Annotated in this window: 17 protein-coding genes and 1 tRNA gene; 6 read left to right on the top strand and 12 right to left on the bottom strand. The window is 57.3% G+C overall.

Annotated features, from left to right (window positions below; genetic code table 11):
- The first annotated feature begins 22 nt into the window (after window positions 1-22).
- Window positions 23-670: an MBL fold metallo-hydrolase gene (locus tag QZ534_RS05770; RefSeq protein ID WP_296932451.1), complete on the top strand. Its 648-nt coding sequence runs from the start codon at window positions 23-25 to the stop codon at window positions 668-670.
- 28 nt (window positions 671-698) lie between these two features.
- Here QZ534_RS05770 and QZ534_RS05765 read toward each other — a convergent pair whose 3' ends face one another.
- Complete coding sequence (locus QZ534_RS05765) at window positions 699-2324, bottom strand: methyl-accepting chemotaxis protein (protein ID WP_296932448.1); 1626 nt, start codon at window positions 2322-2324, stop codon at window positions 699-701.
- 279 nt (window positions 2325-2603) lie between these two features.
- On the opposite strand from QZ534_RS05765, the gene QZ534_RS05760 reads away from it, so the two are divergent.
- The gene (locus QZ534_RS05760; protein WP_296932446.1) at window positions 2604-3269 is read left to right on the top strand and encodes a hypothetical protein; all 666 of its coding nucleotides are present in this window, start codon (window positions 2604-2606) and stop codon (window positions 3267-3269) included.
- Window positions 3270-3290: 21 nt separating this feature from the next.
- Here QZ534_RS05760 and QZ534_RS05755 read toward each other — a convergent pair whose 3' ends face one another.
- Window positions 3291-3914: an L-threonylcarbamoyladenylate synthase gene (locus tag QZ534_RS05755; protein WP_296932442.1), complete on the bottom strand. Its 624-nt coding sequence runs from the start codon at window positions 3912-3914 to the stop codon at window positions 3291-3293.
- The gene (locus tag QZ534_RS05750) at window positions 3911-4267 is read right to left on the bottom strand and encodes a BolA/IbaG family iron-sulfur metabolism protein (protein WP_296932439.1); all 357 of its coding nucleotides are present in this window, start codon (window positions 4265-4267) and stop codon (window positions 3911-3913) included. Before QZ534_RS05750 ends, QZ534_RS05755 begins: the two co-directional genes overlap by 4 nt.
- 277 nt (window positions 4268-4544) lie before the next feature.
- On the opposite strand from QZ534_RS05750, the gene QZ534_RS05745 reads away from it, so the two are divergent.
- The 4 genes from QZ534_RS05745 to QZ534_RS05730 all read left to right on the top strand — a co-directional run bounded on the left by QZ534_RS05745 (window position 4545) and on the right by QZ534_RS05730 (window position 11805).
- The gene (locus QZ534_RS05745) at window positions 4545-6728 is read left to right on the top strand and encodes a DNA topoisomerase III (RefSeq protein WP_296932436.1); all 2184 of its coding nucleotides are present in this window, start codon (window positions 4545-4547) and stop codon (window positions 6726-6728) included.
- A gap of 111 nt (window positions 6729-6839) precedes the next feature.
- Window positions 6840-7574, top strand: a complete 735-nt coding sequence (locus QZ534_RS05740) for a response regulator transcription factor (RefSeq protein ID WP_064227432.1) — start codon at window positions 6840-6842, stop codon at window positions 7572-7574.
- Complete coding sequence (locus tag QZ534_RS05735) at window positions 7567-9204, top strand: FecR domain-containing protein (protein ID WP_296932432.1); 1638 nt, start codon at window positions 7567-7569, stop codon at window positions 9202-9204. Before QZ534_RS05740 ends, QZ534_RS05735 begins: the two co-directional genes overlap by 8 nt.
- Window positions 9205-9237: 33 nt before the next feature.
- Window positions 9238-11805, top strand: a complete 2568-nt coding sequence (locus QZ534_RS05730) for a CHASE2 domain-containing protein (RefSeq protein ID WP_296932430.1) — start codon at window positions 9238-9240, stop codon at window positions 11803-11805.
- Window positions 11806-11836: 31 nt separating this feature from the next.
- Here QZ534_RS05730 and QZ534_RS05725 read toward each other — a convergent pair whose 3' ends face one another.
- From QZ534_RS05725 to bamA, 9 genes are all read right to left on the bottom strand, one after another.
- Window positions 11837-12301, bottom strand: coding sequence for a fibronectin type III domain-containing protein (locus QZ534_RS05725; RefSeq protein WP_296932427.1), 465 nt, complete (start codon window positions 12299-12301; stop codon window positions 11837-11839).
- A gap of 407 nt (window positions 12302-12708) precedes the next feature.
- Window positions 12709-12785: transfer RNA gene (locus QZ534_RS05720), tRNA-Met, on the bottom strand.
- Window positions 12786-12855: 70 nt separating this feature from the next.
- Complete coding sequence (gene rnhB / locus QZ534_RS05715) at window positions 12856-13545, bottom strand: ribonuclease HII (protein ID WP_296932426.1); 690 nt, start codon at window positions 13543-13545, stop codon at window positions 12856-12858.
- Complete coding sequence (gene lpxB, locus QZ534_RS05710) at window positions 13545-14726, bottom strand: lipid-A-disaccharide synthase (RefSeq protein ID WP_296932424.1); 1182 nt, start codon at window positions 14724-14726, stop codon at window positions 13545-13547. The genes rnhB and lpxB overlap by 1 nt, the downstream gene beginning before the upstream one ends.
- An 18-nt stretch (window positions 14727-14744) precedes the next feature.
- Window positions 14745-15536: an acyl-ACP--UDP-N-acetylglucosamine O-acyltransferase gene (lpxA, locus tag QZ534_RS05705; RefSeq protein WP_296932422.1), complete on the bottom strand. Its 792-nt coding sequence runs from the start codon at window positions 15534-15536 to the stop codon at window positions 14745-14747.
- Window positions 15536-15973: a 3-hydroxyacyl-ACP dehydratase FabZ gene (gene fabZ, locus QZ534_RS05700; RefSeq protein WP_296932419.1), complete on the bottom strand. Its 438-nt coding sequence runs from the start codon at window positions 15971-15973 to the stop codon at window positions 15536-15538. The genes lpxA and fabZ overlap by 1 nt, the downstream gene beginning before the upstream one ends.
- A gap of 11 nt (window positions 15974-15984) precedes the next feature.
- Window positions 15985-17010: a UDP-3-O-(3-hydroxymyristoyl)glucosamine N-acyltransferase gene (gene lpxD, locus QZ534_RS05695; protein WP_296932416.1), complete on the bottom strand. Its 1026-nt coding sequence runs from the start codon at window positions 17008-17010 to the stop codon at window positions 15985-15987.
- A 47-nt stretch (window positions 17011-17057) separates the two neighbouring features.
- Window positions 17058-17555, bottom strand: a complete 498-nt coding sequence (locus tag QZ534_RS05690) for an OmpH family outer membrane protein (RefSeq protein WP_296932413.1) — start codon at window positions 17553-17555, stop codon at window positions 17058-17060.
- 45 nt (window positions 17556-17600) lie between these two features.
- Complete coding sequence (gene bamA / locus QZ534_RS05685; RefSeq protein ID WP_296932411.1) at window positions 17601-19919, bottom strand: outer membrane protein assembly factor BamA; 2319 nt, start codon at window positions 19917-19919, stop codon at window positions 17601-17603.
- Window positions 19920-19925 lie beyond the last annotated feature (6 nt).

The raw sequence follows: 19925 nt of genomic DNA, 5'->3' as shown, positions 1-19925 counted from the left end.
TATTCAGCCATTGAGAACAGGTATGTCACTGAACTACAGAATCATTCCCGTCACGCCTTTCCAGCAGAACTGCTCACTCATCTGGTGTGAGCAAACCCGAAAGGCCGCTGTTGTAGATCCCGGTGGGGATCTCGACCGAATCCGCGCTGCGGTTGGCGAGGAAGGCGTAACGGTCGAGAAGATTCTGCTTACTCATGCCCACATTGACCACGCCGGCGGAACCGCAGAGCTGTCGAAAGCACTGGGAATTCCCGTTGAGGGGCCGCAGAAGGAAGACAATTTCTGGATTGTCGGCCTGCCCCAGCAGGCGCAAATGTTCGGTTTTCCGGCACCGGAAGTATTCACCCCGGATCGCTGGCTGGAAGGTGGGGAGCAGGTCACCGTGGGAAATCAGACCCTGGACGTACTTCACTGCCCGGGCCACACGCCAGGTCATGTAGTTTTCTACCACAAGGAGTCCGGTCTGGCACTGGTCGGTGACGTGCTGTTTCATGGCTCAATCGGGCGCACGGACTTTCCAAAGGGTGATCACGCAACACTGATCCGCTCAATCAAGGAACAGCTGTTCCCGCTCGGCGACGAGGTTGCGTTCATTCCCGGACACGGTCCGATGTCCACCTTTGGTCAGGAACGTGCCACCAACCCCTTCGTCTCCGACCACCGGGGCTGAACCTTTCTTCAGCCCCAGGCCGCTTTTTTTATGGGCGGCCTTCCTGATTCAGCCTGAACTGTTCGATGGTTTTCCTGAGATTCTCCGCCATAACCAGCAGGTCACCGGCAATTCGGGCCGTTTCCTTGGCATCCCCGGAGGTCTGCTCTGCTGAACGGCTGATTTCAATCACGTTGTGATTGATGGATTCGGAGACATCGCTCTGCTCGTTGGCGGCACTTTCCATTTCCTGATTGAGATCGGTGATCTCGCGCACGGCCGCGGCAATGGTCTGTAATTCCGACTCCACGGTCAGAATGGCCGAGACCTGCTGCTCTGCCATCTCGGAAGCGTGGCGCATGGTGGCCACACAATCGACAACCTCGCCTTTCAGTCCATTGATGGTTTTCCGGATCTCCTCAGTGGAATCCTGGGTTCGAGAGGCAAGTGCACGAACCTCATCGGCCACCACCGAAAAACCCCGCCCCTGCTCACCGGCCCGCGCAGCCTCGATCGCGGCATTGAGGGCCAGCAGGTTGGTCTGGTCGGCAATATTGGAAATCACCTCCAGCATGTCCGACATCTGGCTGGTGCGTTGATCCAGTTGTTCAATACGCTGTGCGCCACTCTGAACCTCACTGTTCAGGGCCTCGATGCCCTCAACCGCATTGCGGGCAAGGCGTTCACCCTTGCTAGCGGACTCCGCCGTATCTGCGGATTTTCGGGTGGTGTGCATGGCGTTTTCCCGGACCTGAACCGCTGAGGCGGCCATTTCGGTGGTGGCACTGGCAACCTGGTCGGTGTTGTCACGTTGGGCGAGTACTTCCCGCTCTGTCGTGTCAGCCTTTCCCGCAATGCTTCTGGCCGCCTGTTCCACCTGTTCGGCGTTGTCCATTACGGTATTCATACTCTCCCGTATCTTCGCCATCATTCGGTTGAAGGCCCGCGAGACAGAACCGATCTCATCGTTACGGGTAACGTCCAGCTCAATAGTCAGATCAGAGTTGCTGGAAATCTCGTCCATTCGGTCGTGGAGTCTCCGCAGACGGGAAAACACCAGTCGACTCAATGCGGCCGCGGTCAGGAAGAAAACCGCAGCAAAGATGGCGACCTGAATGCCACCACTGGTCAGCAACTGCTGCTGCAAACGGGCATCGCTCTCAGCCATGGAATAATCCACCCGAATGGCGCCGAGAACGTCGCCTTCATTGGCCTGATGACAGCCCAGACAGTTCACGCCCTGGTAGTTTTCCATGGCGATCACCGGCTCAATCAGCGTATAGACTCGACCATCTTCATTGCTCGAATAGGATTCCACCCGCTCACCAGCCAGTGCTTGCTCATCCAGGGGCTCCCTTTTCTGCTCCGATGCATTACCAGCGCCAAAGGTGCGGTTCAGATGATCACTCCGAATCACCCTCACATCCAGGATATCTTCGGATGCCATCACCTTTTGCCGGAGCACATCCCGATTGCCAATGGTGCCGGTGACCATCATGGTGTTCAGGCCATCGAAATAGGATTTTGCCAGCCCGTCCACGTATTTGTGGCTGAACTCTTCGAGATGATCACGCTGGGAGTCTGCGCTGTAGAGCACAGTAAATACGAGCACCAGTGAGAAAGCAGCCGCCAGGGCGGCAAGCAACAGGAAGCGGATGGAGTAGTGTTTTTTCATGGTAACCCGACACAGAGGCCGCGCGGCATGCAGCCTGGAGATTATTTGATGTTTTTTGATGACAACTAACTGTCGCCAAACTTTATAGATATGCGTCAATTATTTCCTGATCCAGATCAGATCCCGGAAAGGTCGTTTACACACGAAAGAGGGAGACATCAGAAAGGAAATCGAAAGACTTGGCCTGAAAGCTGCAAAGCATGATGACAGGTATTCGTTATTCCCCACGCAGACTGTTCGGAAACCGCGTTCCGGTTGACCGAAGGAGGAAACCCATCCATGTCCCTACTGACCTCTCTGATCCGGGCGAGCACCCAGTTCCAGCAGGCCATGGAAAAGCGCCAGACCCCGTCTACAGCCCCGGAAGCTGCGCCGGGAAAGGCCCAGACAAAAGCCATGGAAACCGAGCCGACTCCTGGCGATGACCGCTTTACACCCTCGGAAAGCAGTCAGGCCGACCTCGCCCGTCTGAAAGCCCGCAGATTGGCCATGGCTGACTACAAACAGACCGTGGGGCAGGATCTTGCCTTTGTGCGGGAAACCCTGCGGCACAAACTTGCCGAATACAACCTGCACCCGGCAACCGCATTGAACGTGAGCAAAACTGAAAATGGCAGCGTTGCGGTGGAGGGGAAAATCGCCGACAGCACACGCACACAGATTGAAAAAGATCTGAACGTAAACAAAAACTTCAAGGAAGCGTTCAATCGCCTGAGCGTCAACGAGCCCACGCTGCACTTTATGGACAATGCGCTCAAGCTGAACCAGGCCTACGGGGTGAATAACCCGCTACTGGACACACTGATCAGCGAGAACCAACAGTTCAATGGTCTGCAGGACCTGGTACACCGTTACGACACCATGCGGCGCTCAGTCAGTGCCGAACAAATTGAAGCAGCGGGGAATAGCCGAGCGTACGCCTTCAACCTGAACGCCCGGGCTTGAGATACCGACAAATAAAGTCGATCAGACTTCGAACGGGGCCGGGTCTCCTTTACCCACTCGGGTAACCACCGGTGCCTCCCCGGTAAAGTCCACCACGGTGGTGGCTTCCATACCACAGAACCCGCCGTCGATAATCAGATCAAGCTCATGCTCCAGGGTTTCCCGGATATCGTAAGGGTCTGTCATCGGATCCGTCTCGCCCGGCAGGATCAGGGTGCTGCTCATGATTGGCTCACCAAGTTCACCAAGGAGCTCCTGAACAATCGCATTATCCGGCACCCGCACACCCACGGAACGACGCTTCGGATGGAGCAGCCGCCGGGGCACCTCACTGGTGGCATCCAGAATGAAGGTATAGGGCCCGGGGGTGAAATTCTTCAGCAACCGATACTGGGTATTGTCCACCTTGGCATATACCCCAATGTCCGAAAGATCCCGGCACACCAGCGTAAAATTATGCTTGTCATCCAGTTTGCGAATCCGCTTGATCCGATCCGCCGCCTGCTTGTCTCCAAGGTGGCAGCCAATGGCATAGGCGGAATCCGTGGGATACACAATCACCCCGCCACGACGCAGAATATCCACCGCCTGATTGATCAGACGCTTCTGCGGCGTCTCCGGATGAATCTGGAAAAACTGACTCATGAACCCTCTCCCTGAGCGGTCCGCGCCGCCATCGCCGGATCCTTCTTGGACCCGCCCATACAGTTCGGAGACTCGGGCGCCGACTGACCGGTCGCCGCCCACTCCTCCGGTGAGTATAGATGCAACGCCAACGCATGAACCGGCCCCGCCAGTTCCTCGGCAAGCACCTTGTAAATAGCCTGATGCCGCCGCACCTTCATCTGCCCCTCAAATTCCGGCGACACCAGGGTCACCTTGAAATGAGTTTCAGAATTAGGCGGCACACTGTGCTTGTGGCTCTCGTTCTCCACCTGAAGCACACGCGCCTCGAAGGCGTCGTTCAATTTGGTTTCAATTGCGTTTTGGATTTTCATGTTCCAGGACTCCTAATGCTCAACCCGAGGTATAAGGGGCGAATTACGGGGAGCTCGATGTGGGTGTGGGAGAGGCCTTTCCAAAACTGTGTGTTGCCATGGATGGCAACACCAAGCCCCCAGGGATGGGTTTACGGCGTGTTTTGGACAGGCCTCTCCCACAGCCACTGCCCGCTAGCTCACAGTCTACTACAGAACAACCGACGTACCCGAGAGCCTTGACAGCATAAAGCCAAAGCGCCACATTCCCATCCCGATTCCAAAACACCCAAACCCCATGCACCTGTACATCGCCGAAAAACCAAGCCTCGGCCGCGCCATCGCCGCTGCCCTCCCCGGCCCCCACCAGAAAGGCCAGGGCTGGATACGCTGTGGCAACGGCGAAAACGCTGCCACCGTAAGCTGGTGCATCGGCCACCTCCTGGAACCGGCCGAGCCCGCACGTTATAACCCATCGTGGAAAAAATGGCGGCAAGAGGACCTGCCCATGTTTCCCGAAAAATGGGAAGTCATGCCAAAGGACAGCGTGCGGCAGCAGCTCAAAGTGCTGGAATCGCTGATCCGTCAGGCCCAGACCATTATTCATGCCGGCGACCCTGACCGTGAAGGCCAATTGCTAGTGGACGAGGTTATCCGCTATTTCGGCACCAGCGCACCTGTGCAGCGTATCCTGATCAACGATCTGACACCGGCGGCCGTGGCTCGCGCGATCCAGAGCCCGAAAGACAACCGGGAATTCCGTCGACTGTCCCACTCGGCACTGGCCCGGCAACGGGCGGACTGGCTGTATGGCATCAACCTCACCCGCTTCTATACGCTCAGCTACCAGCAGCAAGGGGAACAAGGCGTCTATTCAGTTGGCCGGGTCCAAACTCCCGTACTCGGCCTTGTGGTTGAGCGAGACAACACCATCGAAAACTTCCAGCCCAAGCCTTATTACCGGATTGAAGGGCAATTCAAGGCACAGGAGGAGGAAGCCGACCAACGAACCTTTACCGCCCGCTGGCTGCCCGACGAGCAATTCCAGGACTATCTGGATGAAGAAAATCGTCTGCTGAACCGGGAAATCGCTGAACAGATTGCCGACAGCGTTCGGAGCCGCCCCGGCACCATTACCGAGTCCCGCTTCCGGGATCGGTCGGAAGCTCCACCGCTGCCCTTTTCCCTTTCGGCCCTGCAAATCGAAGCCGGCCGGCTGTTCCGGATGGGCGCCAAAGAAGTACTGGATACCGCCCAAAACCTCTACGAGCGCCACCAGCTCATCACCTACCCACGGTCCGACTGCCGGTACTTGCCGGAAGGCCATTACGCTCAGCGGGAACAGGTGGTGCGGGCCATTGCCCGGGTGGCACCGGATCTTGAGGAGGCCTGCAACGGCGCAGATCTGGACCGAAGGACTGCCGCGTGGAACGATAAACAGGTTGACGCCCACCACGCCATTATTCCAACCAGCCGTCCCACGCCGAACGGTAAACTCAGCGCGGCAGAAGAAAAAATCTACGGCCTGATCAGTCGCTATTATCTGATGCAGTTCGCGCCAGATGCCGTGCACCGGGAAGGCAAATTGACGGTGCGGGTGTCCGAACACCAGTTCCGCGCCACGGAAACCGCCATCCTGGAACCGGGCTGGAAAACGCTGGAGCTGAAACTTCGGGAGGGGCGCAACGAACCGGACAAGACGCCCCTGCCGAGGCTGGAGAAAGGCGAACCCGTATTCTGCGACGATAGCCGCCTTACCGAACGGAAGACCCAGCCGCCACAGCATTTCACCGATGCGACCCTGCTCTCGGCGATGACCAACATTGCCCGGTTTGTCACCGATACCGAACTCAGAAAAACCCTGCGGGAAACCGATGGCCTGGGCACAGAGGCAACCCGGGCCGCCATCATCGACACCCTGTTCAAGCGGGATTACCTGTACCGGGACAGTCGGCACATCCGGGCTACTGACAAAGCCAAAGTTTTGATCAGCGCTCTACCCGAGTCGGTCAGCAAGCCCGACCGCACGGCAGTGTGGGAAGCAAACCTGGAGAGCATTCGCCGTGGTGAAGGGGACCCCAGACAGTTCCTCGAAACCCTGAAGGAAGAAATCCGCGGCTTTCTGAACAGCCCCCAGGGCCGGCCAGCCAGTGAGGCAGGAAGCGGCGACTCGATCTCGCCGGAGGCACAGCCCCACTGCCCAAAATGTCGCGCACCCATGCTGGAGCGAGACGGCAAATTCGGCCGATTCTATGCCTGTACCCGCTACCCGGATTGTCGTGGCACCCGCCCCCTGGAAGAAGCCACGCCCCAAGACGGAAGCGGGCAGAAACCCATTCCCTGCCCCTATTGTTTCTCGCCCCTGGTGCGGCGCAAGGGTAAAAAAGGCTGGTTCTGGGGCTGCAGTAATTTTCCCGGCTGCCGACAAACACTTGACGACGACAACGGAAAGCCTGCAGTCCGTTTACGCAAGTCTACATAACGAAACTGAACGCAGATCCACATTTTGTGATAATTGCTTGATATAGCAGAGTAGTCCGTAAAGACCTCTGCTCCATAACAGGCAAGAGAGCAACACTCCGGGAGAGGTTAAATGCGTATTGCTTTGCTTGAAGATGAAACCGAACAGGCACAGCACATCCAGTCGATTCTGTCTGAACGCGGGCATCACTGCGACAGCTTTCCCACCGGTCAGAATTTCCTGAGCGCGGTCCTGCATCGCAGCTATGACCTGCTGATTCTGGACTGGCAGATTCCGGACATGACGGGCATTGACGTTCTTCAGAGCGTTCGCGCCCAGTTGAACTGGCCGATTCCGGTGGTGTTTCTCACCCAGCGGGACAGCGAGGCAGACATTGTCCGGGCTCTGGATGCCGGGGCCGACGATTACCTCGCCAAACCTGCCCGTGCGGCGGAGCTGGTCGCGCGTATCAACGCCCTGGCAAGGCGCTCCAACCCGGACAGCGAGAAAGAAGTGCTTCGCTACGGTCCGTTCGAAATCAATACCCAGCAACGGGTCATTGCTCTCCATGGTGAGGAACTGACCCTGACCGACAAGGATTTCGACCTGACCCTGTTCCTGTTCCAGAACCAGGGCCGCCTGCTGACCCGGGAAATGCTGCTTGAACGCGTCTGGGGCCTGGCGCGGGACATCAATACCCGCACGGTGGACACGCATATGAGCCGCCTTCGCCGTCGTTTGGGCCTCAATCCTGAAAACGGCTTTCGAATTAAGACGATTTACCAGCGAGGCTACCGACTGGAAGCCATGAAGGCTCAGGATCAGGCGTTTGACGACCAGGAACCCGCCAGGGCAGCCAATGACTGAAAGCCCGGCTCCGCGATTGCCCGCACTGCTGCTTATACTTGCGCTACTTGTTTGCGCAGCACCCGCGGCTGCGGAGCTGTCGGTGACCCGTGGTTCTGCCGGGCATTCCGATGCATCTTCCGCCAACCCGGTACCTGAGTGGATCTACACATTGCGTCCTGGCGAGAGCTTTTCGGAAGTGGCCAGCCAACTGCTCGCATCGAGCTTTTCGCCCAGCCGCCTGCTGCAGTACAACCGGATTGGCAATGGCGCCATACTCGGTGCCGGCGACAGTATTCGAATTCCTCTTACCTGGCTGAAGCGCCAACCCCAGCCTGCCCGGGCGACATCAGTTACGGGAACCGTTCAACTGATTTCAGGAAGCACAAGCAGGAAAACACCTCTTGGTGAAGAAACCCTGATCCGTGTCGGTGATGAAATTCTGTCAGCATCCGGAACCGCCACCGTCGAATTGGCTGACGGCTCGGAAGTGCGGATTTCTCCGAATTCACGACTGATCTTCAACCGGCTGACTCAATACGGCAAAGCCGGAATGGTGGATACCCGGCTCAGACTCGACAGGGGCGAGATCCACACTCGGGTGAAGCCCGTAATGGAAGGCGGAGCCAGATTCGAGATCGAAACGCCATCGGCGGTCGCTGCCGTGCGCGGAACCGCGTTTGCCCTCCAGACATCTCCAGAAGGCACTCGCCTGCAGGTAACCGAGGGCAACGTTGACTTCGGGGCGCCCGGTAAAACCCGCCGCATTCCCGCTGGTTTCGGTGCCAGCCTGTCCACCAATGGCAATGGTGGCCTCAGCATTCGCCGCCTGCCGCCAGCGCCGGCACTCAACCCTCTTCCCCCGATACTGACCCAACTGCCGGCCACCATGACCTGGCAGGAAAGCCGAGCTCCCATGCACCGGGTGGATATTTTTGAAAGCGACACCGGCCGCTGGGTGGAAAGCCGGAAACTCACCGGCAACAGCTTTGATATCGGGCGGCTGGATAACGGCACCTATGAGGTACACCTGGCAGCGCTAGACGCTCGAGGAACCGCAGGCATGCCCCAGGTGGTGCCAGTGGAGGTCGATCTTCAGGCGAGAACAGCCAGCCTGGTATCGCCCGCTAACGGGGACACCGTGAACGATGATATGCCCGAGTTCCGCTGGGAGCTTAACGGCGACAACGAAGTGGCTCGCGTAGAAGTTGCCGAGGACAGGGATTTCAGAAACCTGATCGCTACCAGCGAGTGGGCGCCGGAAACATCAGCCCTGCCGTCACGTCCGCTGGGGCCGGGCAAATATTACTGGCGGGTCGTTACCGAAGCAGGTGGCAACTCCGTCGCCACTACCGAAGCACGAGAGCTTGTGGTTAATGGCAGCCTGCCGCCGGTTCGAATCATCAGCGTGAACTATATCGACAGCCAGGTCAGGGTTTTCTGGGAGAAGGTGGACACGGCCACAGACTACCGCCTTCAGCTTTCGGAAGAGCCTGGATTCAACAACATTATCAAGGAAGCAACGCTGTCTGATACCACAGCAGCCTTGCGTCTTATTCCCGGAAGGCGGTATTTTGTGCGCCTGAAAGCTCTTTCTGATGGTCCTTTGCAAAGCCGCTGGGGGCCAGGGAGGGAATTGTACCTGGAATAATCCGTTGATCGACCGAAACACACAGCAGGACTCATGAACCGGGATTGGCTTCCAATTAAAACGACCCCCTGGACTCTGGGCCTGATACTGCTGGCACTTCTTCTGCTCATCCAGACAACGGAACTGCCCGAACGCCTTGATTACTGGCTGTATGATCAGGCCATCACTTCAAATCCCGTCAAAGCCTCGGATGAGGTTGTGCTGGTAACCATTGACGAGCTCAGCCTGAACCGCCTGGGGCGCTGGCCCTGGCCTCGCAACCTGCACGCAGAGCTTATTGGCAAGCTTGAGCAGGCAGGGGCGAAAACCATTGTCTTCGACATCCTTTTTGCGGAACCGTCACCCGACGACAAGCAACTGGCGGAACAGATGCGCCGCCACAGCAATGTGATCCTCCCGGTCTACCTGTCTCCGCCCACATCCCGGTACCTGTTAAGTGAACAATTGCCAGTTGGAGAGCTGGCATCAGCGGCCGCAGGGCTTGGCCATGCGCATGTGGAACTGGACAGCGACGGCGTCGCTCGTGGTCTCTACCTGTTCAATGGCCTCGGGCAACAGCTCTGGCCAGGCCTTGCCCTGGCCGCCAGCGGCGTTGGGCCGCAAGAAACAGAGACTGAAGAAACCCTGCCCTACGTGAATGTTCGTGATCAGTACCGGGCAGTCCCTCTTATCGGTGGTGCTGGTTCCCTGCAGTCCTATTCCTTTGCCCAGGTCCTGACAGAACCGCCCGCACCCGAACGTTTCAATGGCAAAACCGTCTTTGTCGGCGCCACGGCGGCGGGCTTCGGGGATATACTACCCACCCCCTTCTCCGGCCTTAGCCGCCCTATGTCCGGCGTCGAATTTCACGCCAATGTATTTTCGGCCAGGACCCAGGGGCTGCTGATTCGCCCGTCGCCGGAGTGGGCTTCAGCCCTTCTTTCTATAGTAACCATACTGATACTTGCGCTCGCCCTTCCCCCGATGCGCCCGGCACGTACCCTGCTGGCCTGCGCAGCGGCCCTGGTCGGGCTGGCCGGCCTGTATCTGTTCGCCCTTCTGGCGATGAAATGGTGGATCCCCCTGGCGAACGCCTTGCTGGTCCCTCTCCTGGCATTCCCGGTTTCGAGTGGCCTTCGACTCGCCATGACCAACCGTTTTCTGAACCGGCAGTTGGACGACCTCGCCCGGAGCCCTCAGGTCGCCCTCCCCCCACCCTCGGGAAGGAGCCCAACTCAACTTCTGGAGCACTTTCAGGCGCTCTTCCGGCCCACTGGATGGCTTTTGGCCGAGGAGAGCGAGGTTCTCTCCGCCCGTGGTTTGTCGCGTGCCGATATTCCGGCTGAGCTGACGCCCGGACACTGGCTCCACGACAGCAACCGCAGCTGGATTCAGCTCTTACGCGCAGGTACCCGCTATCACCTGGGACTGATGCTGCCCAATGACCTTGGTCGCGAGGCCATCCAGCGCTACTTGCGCAGGCTTCATCTGGAGCAGACCGTACCAGCGGATTCAGCCGCAAGGCCCAGCGAAAATATTTCAGCCCGAATTGAGCGGGTTCGAATCGCCACGGATCGGCTGAATCACATGCAACAGTTTATTCGCAGAAGCTTCGAGCGCATGCCAGACGGCATCATCGTGACCGATGAGCTGGGGGTTATCCGCTTTGCCAATGGCCATATTGAAGAATGGTTCCGCGAACCCATGCCCAGCCTCGCAGGCCTTCCCCTGGTGCGACTGCTCGAAGGACACGACCCTCGGGAAACGCCACCCTGGCACGAAACTGTTTCGGATACCCTGACCCTTCAGCAGAGCCGAACCGTGGACCTGAGAATCCGGGACAAGGATTTTCTGATTCATTTCGCCCCGTTTTCACTGCCCGACAGCGATCAGCAAGGCATCATTGCCAACATTTCGGACATCTCGGAACTTCGGGAACAGCAGCGCCAGCATCGCGAAGCCATCGACTTTATTTCCCACGACGTTCGTTCGCCACTGGTTTCGCAGCTTGCCCTGATTGAACAGTTGAAACGAGATCCCAGCCACATTGAGCAGGAACAATTGGAACAGCTGGGAAGACTGGCCCGGAGAAGCTACCACCTGGCCGAGGAATTCGTTCAGCTGGCACGGGCCGAACAGCTAACGGAAACCCGGTTCTACGAATGCGAATTTCTGGCCATTGTCGAAAACGCCCGCGACAGCGTCAGTGAGCAGGCCATCGAGAAGCAGATACAGCTCCAGTTACAGGGAACCGAGGATCTGTGGCTGAAAGGCAATGCAGAGCTTCTGGAGCGGGCTGTCATTAACCTGCTGACCAATGCGGTTCAGTACAGCCCCAGAGGATCAGATATTAGTATTCAAGTGTTCCGTGCTGGTCATCAGGCCTGTTTGACGATCGCCGATGAAGGCACAGGAATCGATCCAGAAGAACTGCCTCACCTGTTTGACCGATATCGGCGTCAAAAAAGCACAGAGTTGGCCGGCGTACACGGAACCGGGCTGGGGCTTTCCTTCGTGAAAACTGTCGTGGAAAAACACAGGGGGGAGATTTCGGTTTCTTCAAAACCGGGCGAGGGTTCTGCTTTCACCCTCAAGCTCCCGATTGCAGACCCTCTGGCCTGAGACTGCACACTTCAGGCCCGAGGCCAGGCTCTCAGGAACGGATCGATTTACTTACAATATCAGAGGGCTCACTGATCAGCCCATTGGTATCCTGAACCTGGATGGTGAAATACCAGGTACCGACGTCCAGCCCACTCACTTCGTAGGACATTTCCGCCTCGGCCTGGGCATTGGTGACGACAACCTCTTCGCTCAGCTCGTCCGCATTCTGGCCGTATCGGATCACATATCTGTCGAGCTCGCCCATCGGGATGCTCTCGCCGTTCACACGGGTCAGCGGGGCGCTCCAGCTCAGGACTGCGGAGCGTTCAGGAGAAGGATCCTGACCACCAACGTCACCTGAATCAACCGGATTGCCTGAACCAACCGAACCTCCGGAATCACCCGGTGATACGGCGCTAGTACTACCCGATGAGCCACCCCCACAGCCCGTGAGAACTGCTCCCAGAACAAACGCGGCGATCCATGCCTGTGACACTTTGATGACGCGTTTCATATGCATTTAGCACCAATATATCGTCGACTTTGTTAAATTGTATAAAACGTGGACGATTATCGGTGTGATAGCAGTCAATTTCCTAATTACGAAAATGTCAATTTCCCGTCAGGGACTCGTAATAAAACAAGGGAAGTTACTGATTAGGCGAGCAAAAACTTGCCTGGAGGAGGGTTGCAGTTGCGGTCAGCATTGTAAGAAAGTCTAAACCGGCACGGAAATCGGAGGATCTGTATAGCAAAAAGGCCCGCAAACGCGGGCCTTTTCTGCAGTGGTAGCGGGGAGCGAACGCGACTGTGCGTTCGCGGCGCCGACACTGCAGCACGCAGTGCTTAAAAAGAGTCGGCGACTCAAAAGCCCCCGCCTGAAAACGACAAAGCCCGCAAAAGCGGGCTTTGTTCAAATAATGGTAGCGGGGGCTGGATTCGAACCAACGACCTTCGGGTTATGAGCCCGACGAGCTACCAGACTGCTCCACCCCGCATCAAAACTGGCTGTTGACCGGGCCACCCCCGATCAACGTGCGCGTATATTAAGGATTGAACGCAGCGCTGTCAATCAATATCTTCAAAAAGGTCGGCTCGGTATCGGAGTTGGTCGGGTTCTGGCGCCACTACCTCCTCGCGATAGAAACCCACCTGCTCGATCACCTCCTGAACCGGGCGAAAGGAGCGGCGGTGCTCGGCGGTTGCACCGAGCCGGCGCAGGGCTTCCAGATGGACCGGCGTCGGGTAGCCTTTGTGCTGCGCCAAACCGAACCCGGGGAAGCGCGCCTCGAGCGCTTCCATCTCCCGATCACGGGTTACCTTGGCAATTATGGAAGCTGCGCTGATGGCTTCCACACGGCCATCACCCTTGATCACAGGCTCCGACGGCCAGTGCCATTTTGGGCAACGGTTTCCGTCCACCAGAACGTATTCAGGCGCGATAGCCAATCCCGCAACCGCACGCTCCATCGCCAACATTGTGGCCTGATAGATATTCAGCTCGTCGATTTCATGGGCCTCACAGCGGCCGATGCTCCAGGCTTTGGCATGCTCCAGAATCTGCTTATAGAGGGAGTCACGACGTTTTTCAGTCAACTTCTTCGAGTCAGCAAGGCCTGCTATCGGCCGATCCGGATCCAGGATCACCGCGGCGGTCACAACAGCGCCGATCAGCGGGCCCCGACCGACTTCGTCCACACCGGCCAGTAGCGAACCCGTATAGCGACATTCGAAAGGTGGTAAAGGAGTCTTCGGCATCAGTGCGCACCCCGCTCCACCAGATCCGAGATCGCCTGGGCTGCCTTTTCGTCGGCATCCTGCTTCAGAGTATGGTGCAAATCGGTGAAGGCCTCTTTGAGCCGCACCCTTTCCTCGGTATTCTCCAGGCGCTCAAGTACTGCTGCCCCCAGGCTTTCGGCCGTTGCGTCGTCCTGGAGCAGCTCCGGCACCAGCTGGCGTTTTCCCAGCAGATTGGGCAATGCCACGTGGGGCACCTTCACCAGCCGGGACAAAAGTGCGTAGCTGAATCCGCTCAAACGATAGCCCACTACCATCGGCTTTTTCAGCAGCATCGCTTCCAGGGTCGCCGTTCCGGAAGCCAGCAAAACCACGTCAGAGGCGGCCATCACATCTCTGGACCGGCCTCGCACAATCGTAACCGGCAGTTTGACCTCAAGTGCATCGACCAGATCGCGCACCTGCTTTTCGCGTTCACGGTTTACACAGGGAATCACCAGTTGAAGATCCGGGCGCCTTTCCTGGATCCAGCGAGAAGCCTCCAGAAACAGGGTACCCAGCCTGTCCACCTCCCCTGCCCGGCTGCCCGGCAGGACCGCCAACACGGACGCACCAGGATCTATACCCAGCGACTCCCGCATCTTCAGAGTATCGGGCTCCATGGGAATGCGATCCGCCAGGGGGTGCCCCACGAATGCAACAGGCACCTGATGCTCTTCATAAAACCTCGCCTCGAACGGGAACAGAGTCAGCATCAGGTTGACCGACTTGGCGATTTTAAAAATCCGCTTCTGCCGCCAGGCCCAGACTGAAGGGCTGACATAATGGACAGAAAGAATGCCGGCCTCGCGGCAGCGCCGTTCGATCGCTAGAGTGAAATCCGGGGAATCGATACCAATGACCACATCCGGCGGGGTCTTGAAGAAATAGTCCAGCAGCCGAGCCCGGATACTGAACAGCTCACGGATTCGCCCCAGGACCTCCACCAGCCCCATGACCGACAGGCGCTCCATCGGCACCAGGGAATGAAAACCCTCAGCTACCATTTCCTCACCGCCAATTCCTACGAATCGGGCCCGAGGATAGCGCTGACGGAGCGAACGAATCAGACCGGCACCGAGGATATCTCCCGATGCCTCCCCGGCAATGATTGCGAATGTGATTTTGCGTTCGCTGATGGTCGCGTGAGAAAGATCTGTCACCGACAGGCTCCTGCCGGGCTAGCGGATGATGCCGCGGTGTGCGCCACGCAGGGAGTCAATGAGCGGCCGAATCTCCGCAACATCGGAATAGGATTTCTCGAGTTCTTCGACGGCCTGCTCGGTCGTGAGTCCCTGGCGGTAGATGACCTTGTAGGCCCGGCGCAAGGCCAGCAGAACCTCTTTGCTGAAACCGCGGCGCTTGAGACCCTCGACATTCATGCCATGTGGCTCGGCTGACTGACCGCTTGCCATCACATAGGCCGGGATGTCCTTGAGAACGATGCTGCCACCGGCCGCCATGCTGTGCGGACCAATATGGCAGAACTGGTGCACCATGGTGCCACCGCCCAGAATGGCAAAATCACCGACCGAAACATGGCCCGCAAGGGTCGCGCAATTGGCCAGGATGGTGTTGTCCCCCACAATACAATCATGGGCGACATGCACGTAAGCCATCAAAAGGTTACCGCTGCCAATACGGGTTTCACCACGATCCTGGACTGTGCCTCGGTGGATAGTGCAATTCTCGCGAATGACATTGTTGTCGCCAATAACCAGTGTGGTTGGCTCGCCCGCGTATTTCTTGTCCTGACACTCTTCACCAATACTGGAGAACTGGAAGATGCGGTTGTTGCGGCCGATGACCGTGGGCCCCTTAACAACCACGTGGGACAGGATCTCGGTACCATCGCCGATCTCCACATCCGGGCCAACGTAACTCCAGGGCCCAACCGTGACGTTGTCCCCGAGCCTGGCTGACGGGTCTACAATCGCCTGAGGATGGACACCCGACCAGTCATTTGTCGCCATCAAACTTCTCTCTCAGCGGTCAGAATCTCTGCCACGCAGACGACTTCACCGTCGACCAGCGCGCGACATTCGAATTTATAAATGCCCCGTTTACCGGAGATAAGTTCCGACTCCATGCACAACTGATCCCCTGGCAACACCGGGCGTTTGAACCGGGCCTTACTGGAACCGGCGAGATATTGTACCACGCCGTCAGAAGGTTTCCGGCCCACGGTCACAAAACCGAGAATGCCCGACAGCTGGGCCATGGCCTCAATAATTAATACGCCCGGCATGATCGGGTTGTTCGGGAAATGGCCCTGGAAGAACGGCTCGTTGAACGAAATATTCTTGTAGCCCTTGATCGATTTTCCCTTCTCGACCTCCGTTACCCGATCCACCAGCAGAAACGGGTATCGGTGCGGCAGGTATTCCAGAATTTCGTCGATGTTCATCATGTTGATCGGCCTCAGCCCTCTAATTTCTTTTCCAGTTCTTTTACCCGTCGAGCCAGAACATCCAGCTGCCGGAAGCGCACAGCATTCTTGCGCCATTGACGGTTAGTATCGGCACTGGTGCCAGATGAATAGACACCTGACTCCCGGATATCACCGGTTACCAGAGTCATACCGGTCAGATGGACCTGATCTGCGATTTCCAGATGGCCAGCCACTCCAGACGCACCACCGAAAACACAGTGCCGACCAATCCGAGTGCTGCCGGCAATGCCAACCATCGCCGCCATGGCGCTGTGGTCGCCGATGCATACGTTATGGGCAATCTGGATCAGGTTATCGAGCTTCACTCCATTGCCAATCACGGTGTCATCCAATGCCCCGCGATCAATAGTGGTGTTGGCCCCCACTTCCACATCATTGCCGAGCACAACCCGCCCGAGCTGCGCAATTCGGTGCCATACACCCTTCTCATTGGCGAAACCAAAACCGTCGGAGCCGATGACTGCGCCACTGAGTATGTGGCACCGCTCGCCAATCACCACGTCGTGAGCCAATGTCACACGGGGCCGGATGAGAGTCCGGGCGCCAATAATGGTGCGGGCACCAATAATGGACCCCGCCCCTACAACCACTTTCTCTCCAATATCTGCCTCGGCCTCCACTACCACGTTAGGACCTATACTGGCATCCTCAGCAATAGTAGCGGACGGGTCTACGACTGCGGTTGAGTGAACCCCGGGGGAAGGAACAGGCGCGGGATCGAACCAATGGCTCAAACGAGCGTAGCCGAGATAGGGGTTGTCCAGTAACAGGACATTGGTCGGAGCATCTTTGGCCGCGGCAGGTGAGACGATTACGGCGGAAGCACGCGTATCCGCCAGATACTTGCCATAGGATGGATTTGCCAGAAAGCTGATCTGTCCGGGACCGGCCGCCTGCAACGTCGCCAGACCCGATACCTTTACATCAGGATCACCCCGTAGCTCCGCACCCAGGGCATTGGCGATATCCCCAAGGCGATAGGACCTTTCTGTCATTGCGAGCTCCCAAGCAACGATCAGGGCACCGGGGTGCCCGTCACAGATTAACGGTTCAGTTTTTCAAGAAGCTGAGAGGTCAGATTCATTTCCGGCTTTACATAAACAACCGCTTCACTTGGCAGGATCAGATCGAGGTTATTTTCCTCAAGAAGTTCCTTGACCGCTGCGTCCACCTCGGGGCGGGCCTGCTCGAGAAACGCCTGCTTGCGCTGATTCACAGTCGAATCCAGCCGCTGCTTCAGGAAGTTGAATTCCTTTACCTTTTCCTGGAACTCGCCGGCCAGCTTGTTGCGCTCGCTCTCGTTCATCATGGCTCCATCCTTCTCCAGGCGCTCCTGAAGTTTCCGTGCTGCCTCCTGGGCTTCACGCACCCGGGCTTCGTCGCCGGCAAAATCTTTTTGAAGCGATTCACTGAAGGTCTTGGCATCGTCGGACGAGAACAGAGCCTGACGCAGATCGACCACACCAATCCGGGTTTCGGCCATCGCCGGGAATGAAAACGCCATGATCACAGCAGCGAACATCAACAAAAATCGGGACATTGGTTTTCTCCTGGTTTTCATCCGTAGATTGTTATTATCCATTCTTTAGAAGGTCTGGCCCAGTGAGAACTGGAACACTTGGGTGTCATCTCCAGCCTTATCATTCAGCGGATAAGCAAGGCTGAAGGCCAGCGGGCCTACTGCCGTTATCCATTGGAAGCCAACGCCGGCTGCCGTCCTGATTTCACTCAGCTTCGGATCAAAACCGCGAGCCGTATCGAACACCTGGCCGGCATCCAGGAAGAACGCGGTTCTCATTGAGCGGGTATCGCCGGCAAACGGCGTCGGGAATATCAGCTCCAGACCACCCTCGGTCAAAAGGTTACCCCCGAACGGATCCGGATCCGACAGGTCGTTGACGTTATTGGTTGCCCTGAGGCCCAACGAGTTGGCTTCGTACCCACGAACCGAACCATAGCCACCGGTATAGAAATGTTCGTAAAACGGCATCTGGCTACGATCACCATAGCCATCCCCGTAACCAATCTCTGACCTTGCCCGGAGCACCCAGCGATTGTTGTCAGTCACAGGATAGTAGAAATCGGTTTTATGGGTGGCTTTGTAGAACGTCAGGTCACTACCCGGAACCGCCACATCCAGCGACAGCGAGTGGCTGTAACCATCCGTGGGCAGCACGCCACGGTTCAGGGTACTGCGGCGCCAGCTCCCAAACAGGAAGAAGTTGGTGAACGAGTCACCTTCCTCATCGATAAACTCACTTACTTCCTGCGAGGTGAAGAGCCCTTCCTTCAAATTCGACTGGGTCACACCGGCGCCAAAGTTCAGGCGGGTAATACTGTCCGTAGGGTAGCCGAAGGTAACGCGGCCACCGTACTCATCCAGCAGGAATGAGGAAATATCTTCCTCTTCATAATCAGTCTCCCGGGCGAATACGCTGAACCCGCGGCTCACTCCATCCACGGTGTAGTACGGGTCGAGGTAGGAGATGTTCGCACTCTTGATGGAATCGCTGACGTTCACGCCAAATGACACCCGCTTACCGGTACCAAAGAAGTTATTCTCGGAAACATTGGCACCGAGAATAACCCCGGAATCCTGGGAAAAGCCGACAGAGGCAGAGAGGCTCCCGGTCGGCTGCTCTTCCACGGAATAGTTCACGTCAACCAGGTCATCGGTGCCGGGCACTGGGACGGTATCCACATTGACTGTCTGGAAGAAACCAAGACGCTCAAGCTTGGTTTTGGAAAACTCGATTCGGTCGGAAGACGCAACACCACCTTCCATCTGCGTCATTTCCTGGCGCAGAACATCGTCGCGGGTAGAAACGTTCCCGTCGAAATTGATTCTGCGCACATACGCCCGTTTACCAGGCTCCACAAAGAAAGTAACAGCAGCCGTATTGTTCTCGCCGGGTTCGGGAACGGCATTCACGTTGGCAAAGGCATAGCCTTCCCGGCCAAGCCGGAATGCCAGGGATTCAGAAATAGCCGTCATTCGGGAGCGGGAGAAAACGTCACCTTCTTCAACTGGAATAAGCGAGCGCAGCTCCTCTTCCCCTACGATGAGATCACCGCGGAGGTTAATCTCGGAAATGGTGTACTGGGGGCCTTCATTCAGGGCAATCGCGATGAAGACTTTTTGCTTGTCTGGCGAAATAGACACCTGACTGGATTCAACGTTGAAATCCAGATAACCGCGATCGAGATAAAATGACCTGAGCGACTCCAGATCGCCGCTCAGACGCTCTCTGGCATACTTGTCGGAATTCGTAATGGAGTTCCACCAGCTCGTCGTCTGCAGCTCGAACAGTTCCTGGAGCTCCTCGTCGCTGAAGTCCTGGTTGCCGATCAGATTGATGTGGTGAATCGCAGCGACAGAGCCTTCGTTGATGTCCAGACGAATCGCTACACGATTCCTGGGCAGCTCTTCCGCCGTTGCCTTTACCCGGGCGTTGTAGCGCCCCTGAGCAATGTAGGAGCGCAGTATTTCCAGCTCCAGACGTTCAAGGGTTGCGCGCCGGAACACCTGTCCTTCCTGGAGTCCAGCTCCCGCCAGCGCGTCCATTAACATTTCGGTTTCGATGTTCTTGTTGCCCTCGATCTCGATGTCACTAATGGAGGGGCGTTCGAGAACCGTCAGGATCAGTACGCCTGCATCCCGGCTGGCCTCAATGTCGGTAAAGAGCCCGGTCCGGAAGAGCGATTTGATCGCATCAGCCAGCTCGGTCTCATCCACCTGCTCTCCGATGTTGATGGGGAAGGCGGAGAAAACCGTACCCGCAGATACCCTCTGCAAGCCTTCCACCTCAATATCCGCAACAGTGAACTGATTAGCAAGTGCTGGCTTCAGGCCGGACACGGCTACAGCGAGGCCAACGGCTACACCTAGAAGAGAACGTCTCATTCAAAT

Source organism: uncultured Marinobacter sp., from assembly GCF_913055835.1.
GTDB lineage: Bacteria > Pseudomonadota > Gammaproteobacteria > Pseudomonadales > Oleiphilaceae > Marinobacter.
Note: the sequence above shows the minus strand (reverse complement) of the source record. Positions and strands in the feature narration are given on the sequence as shown.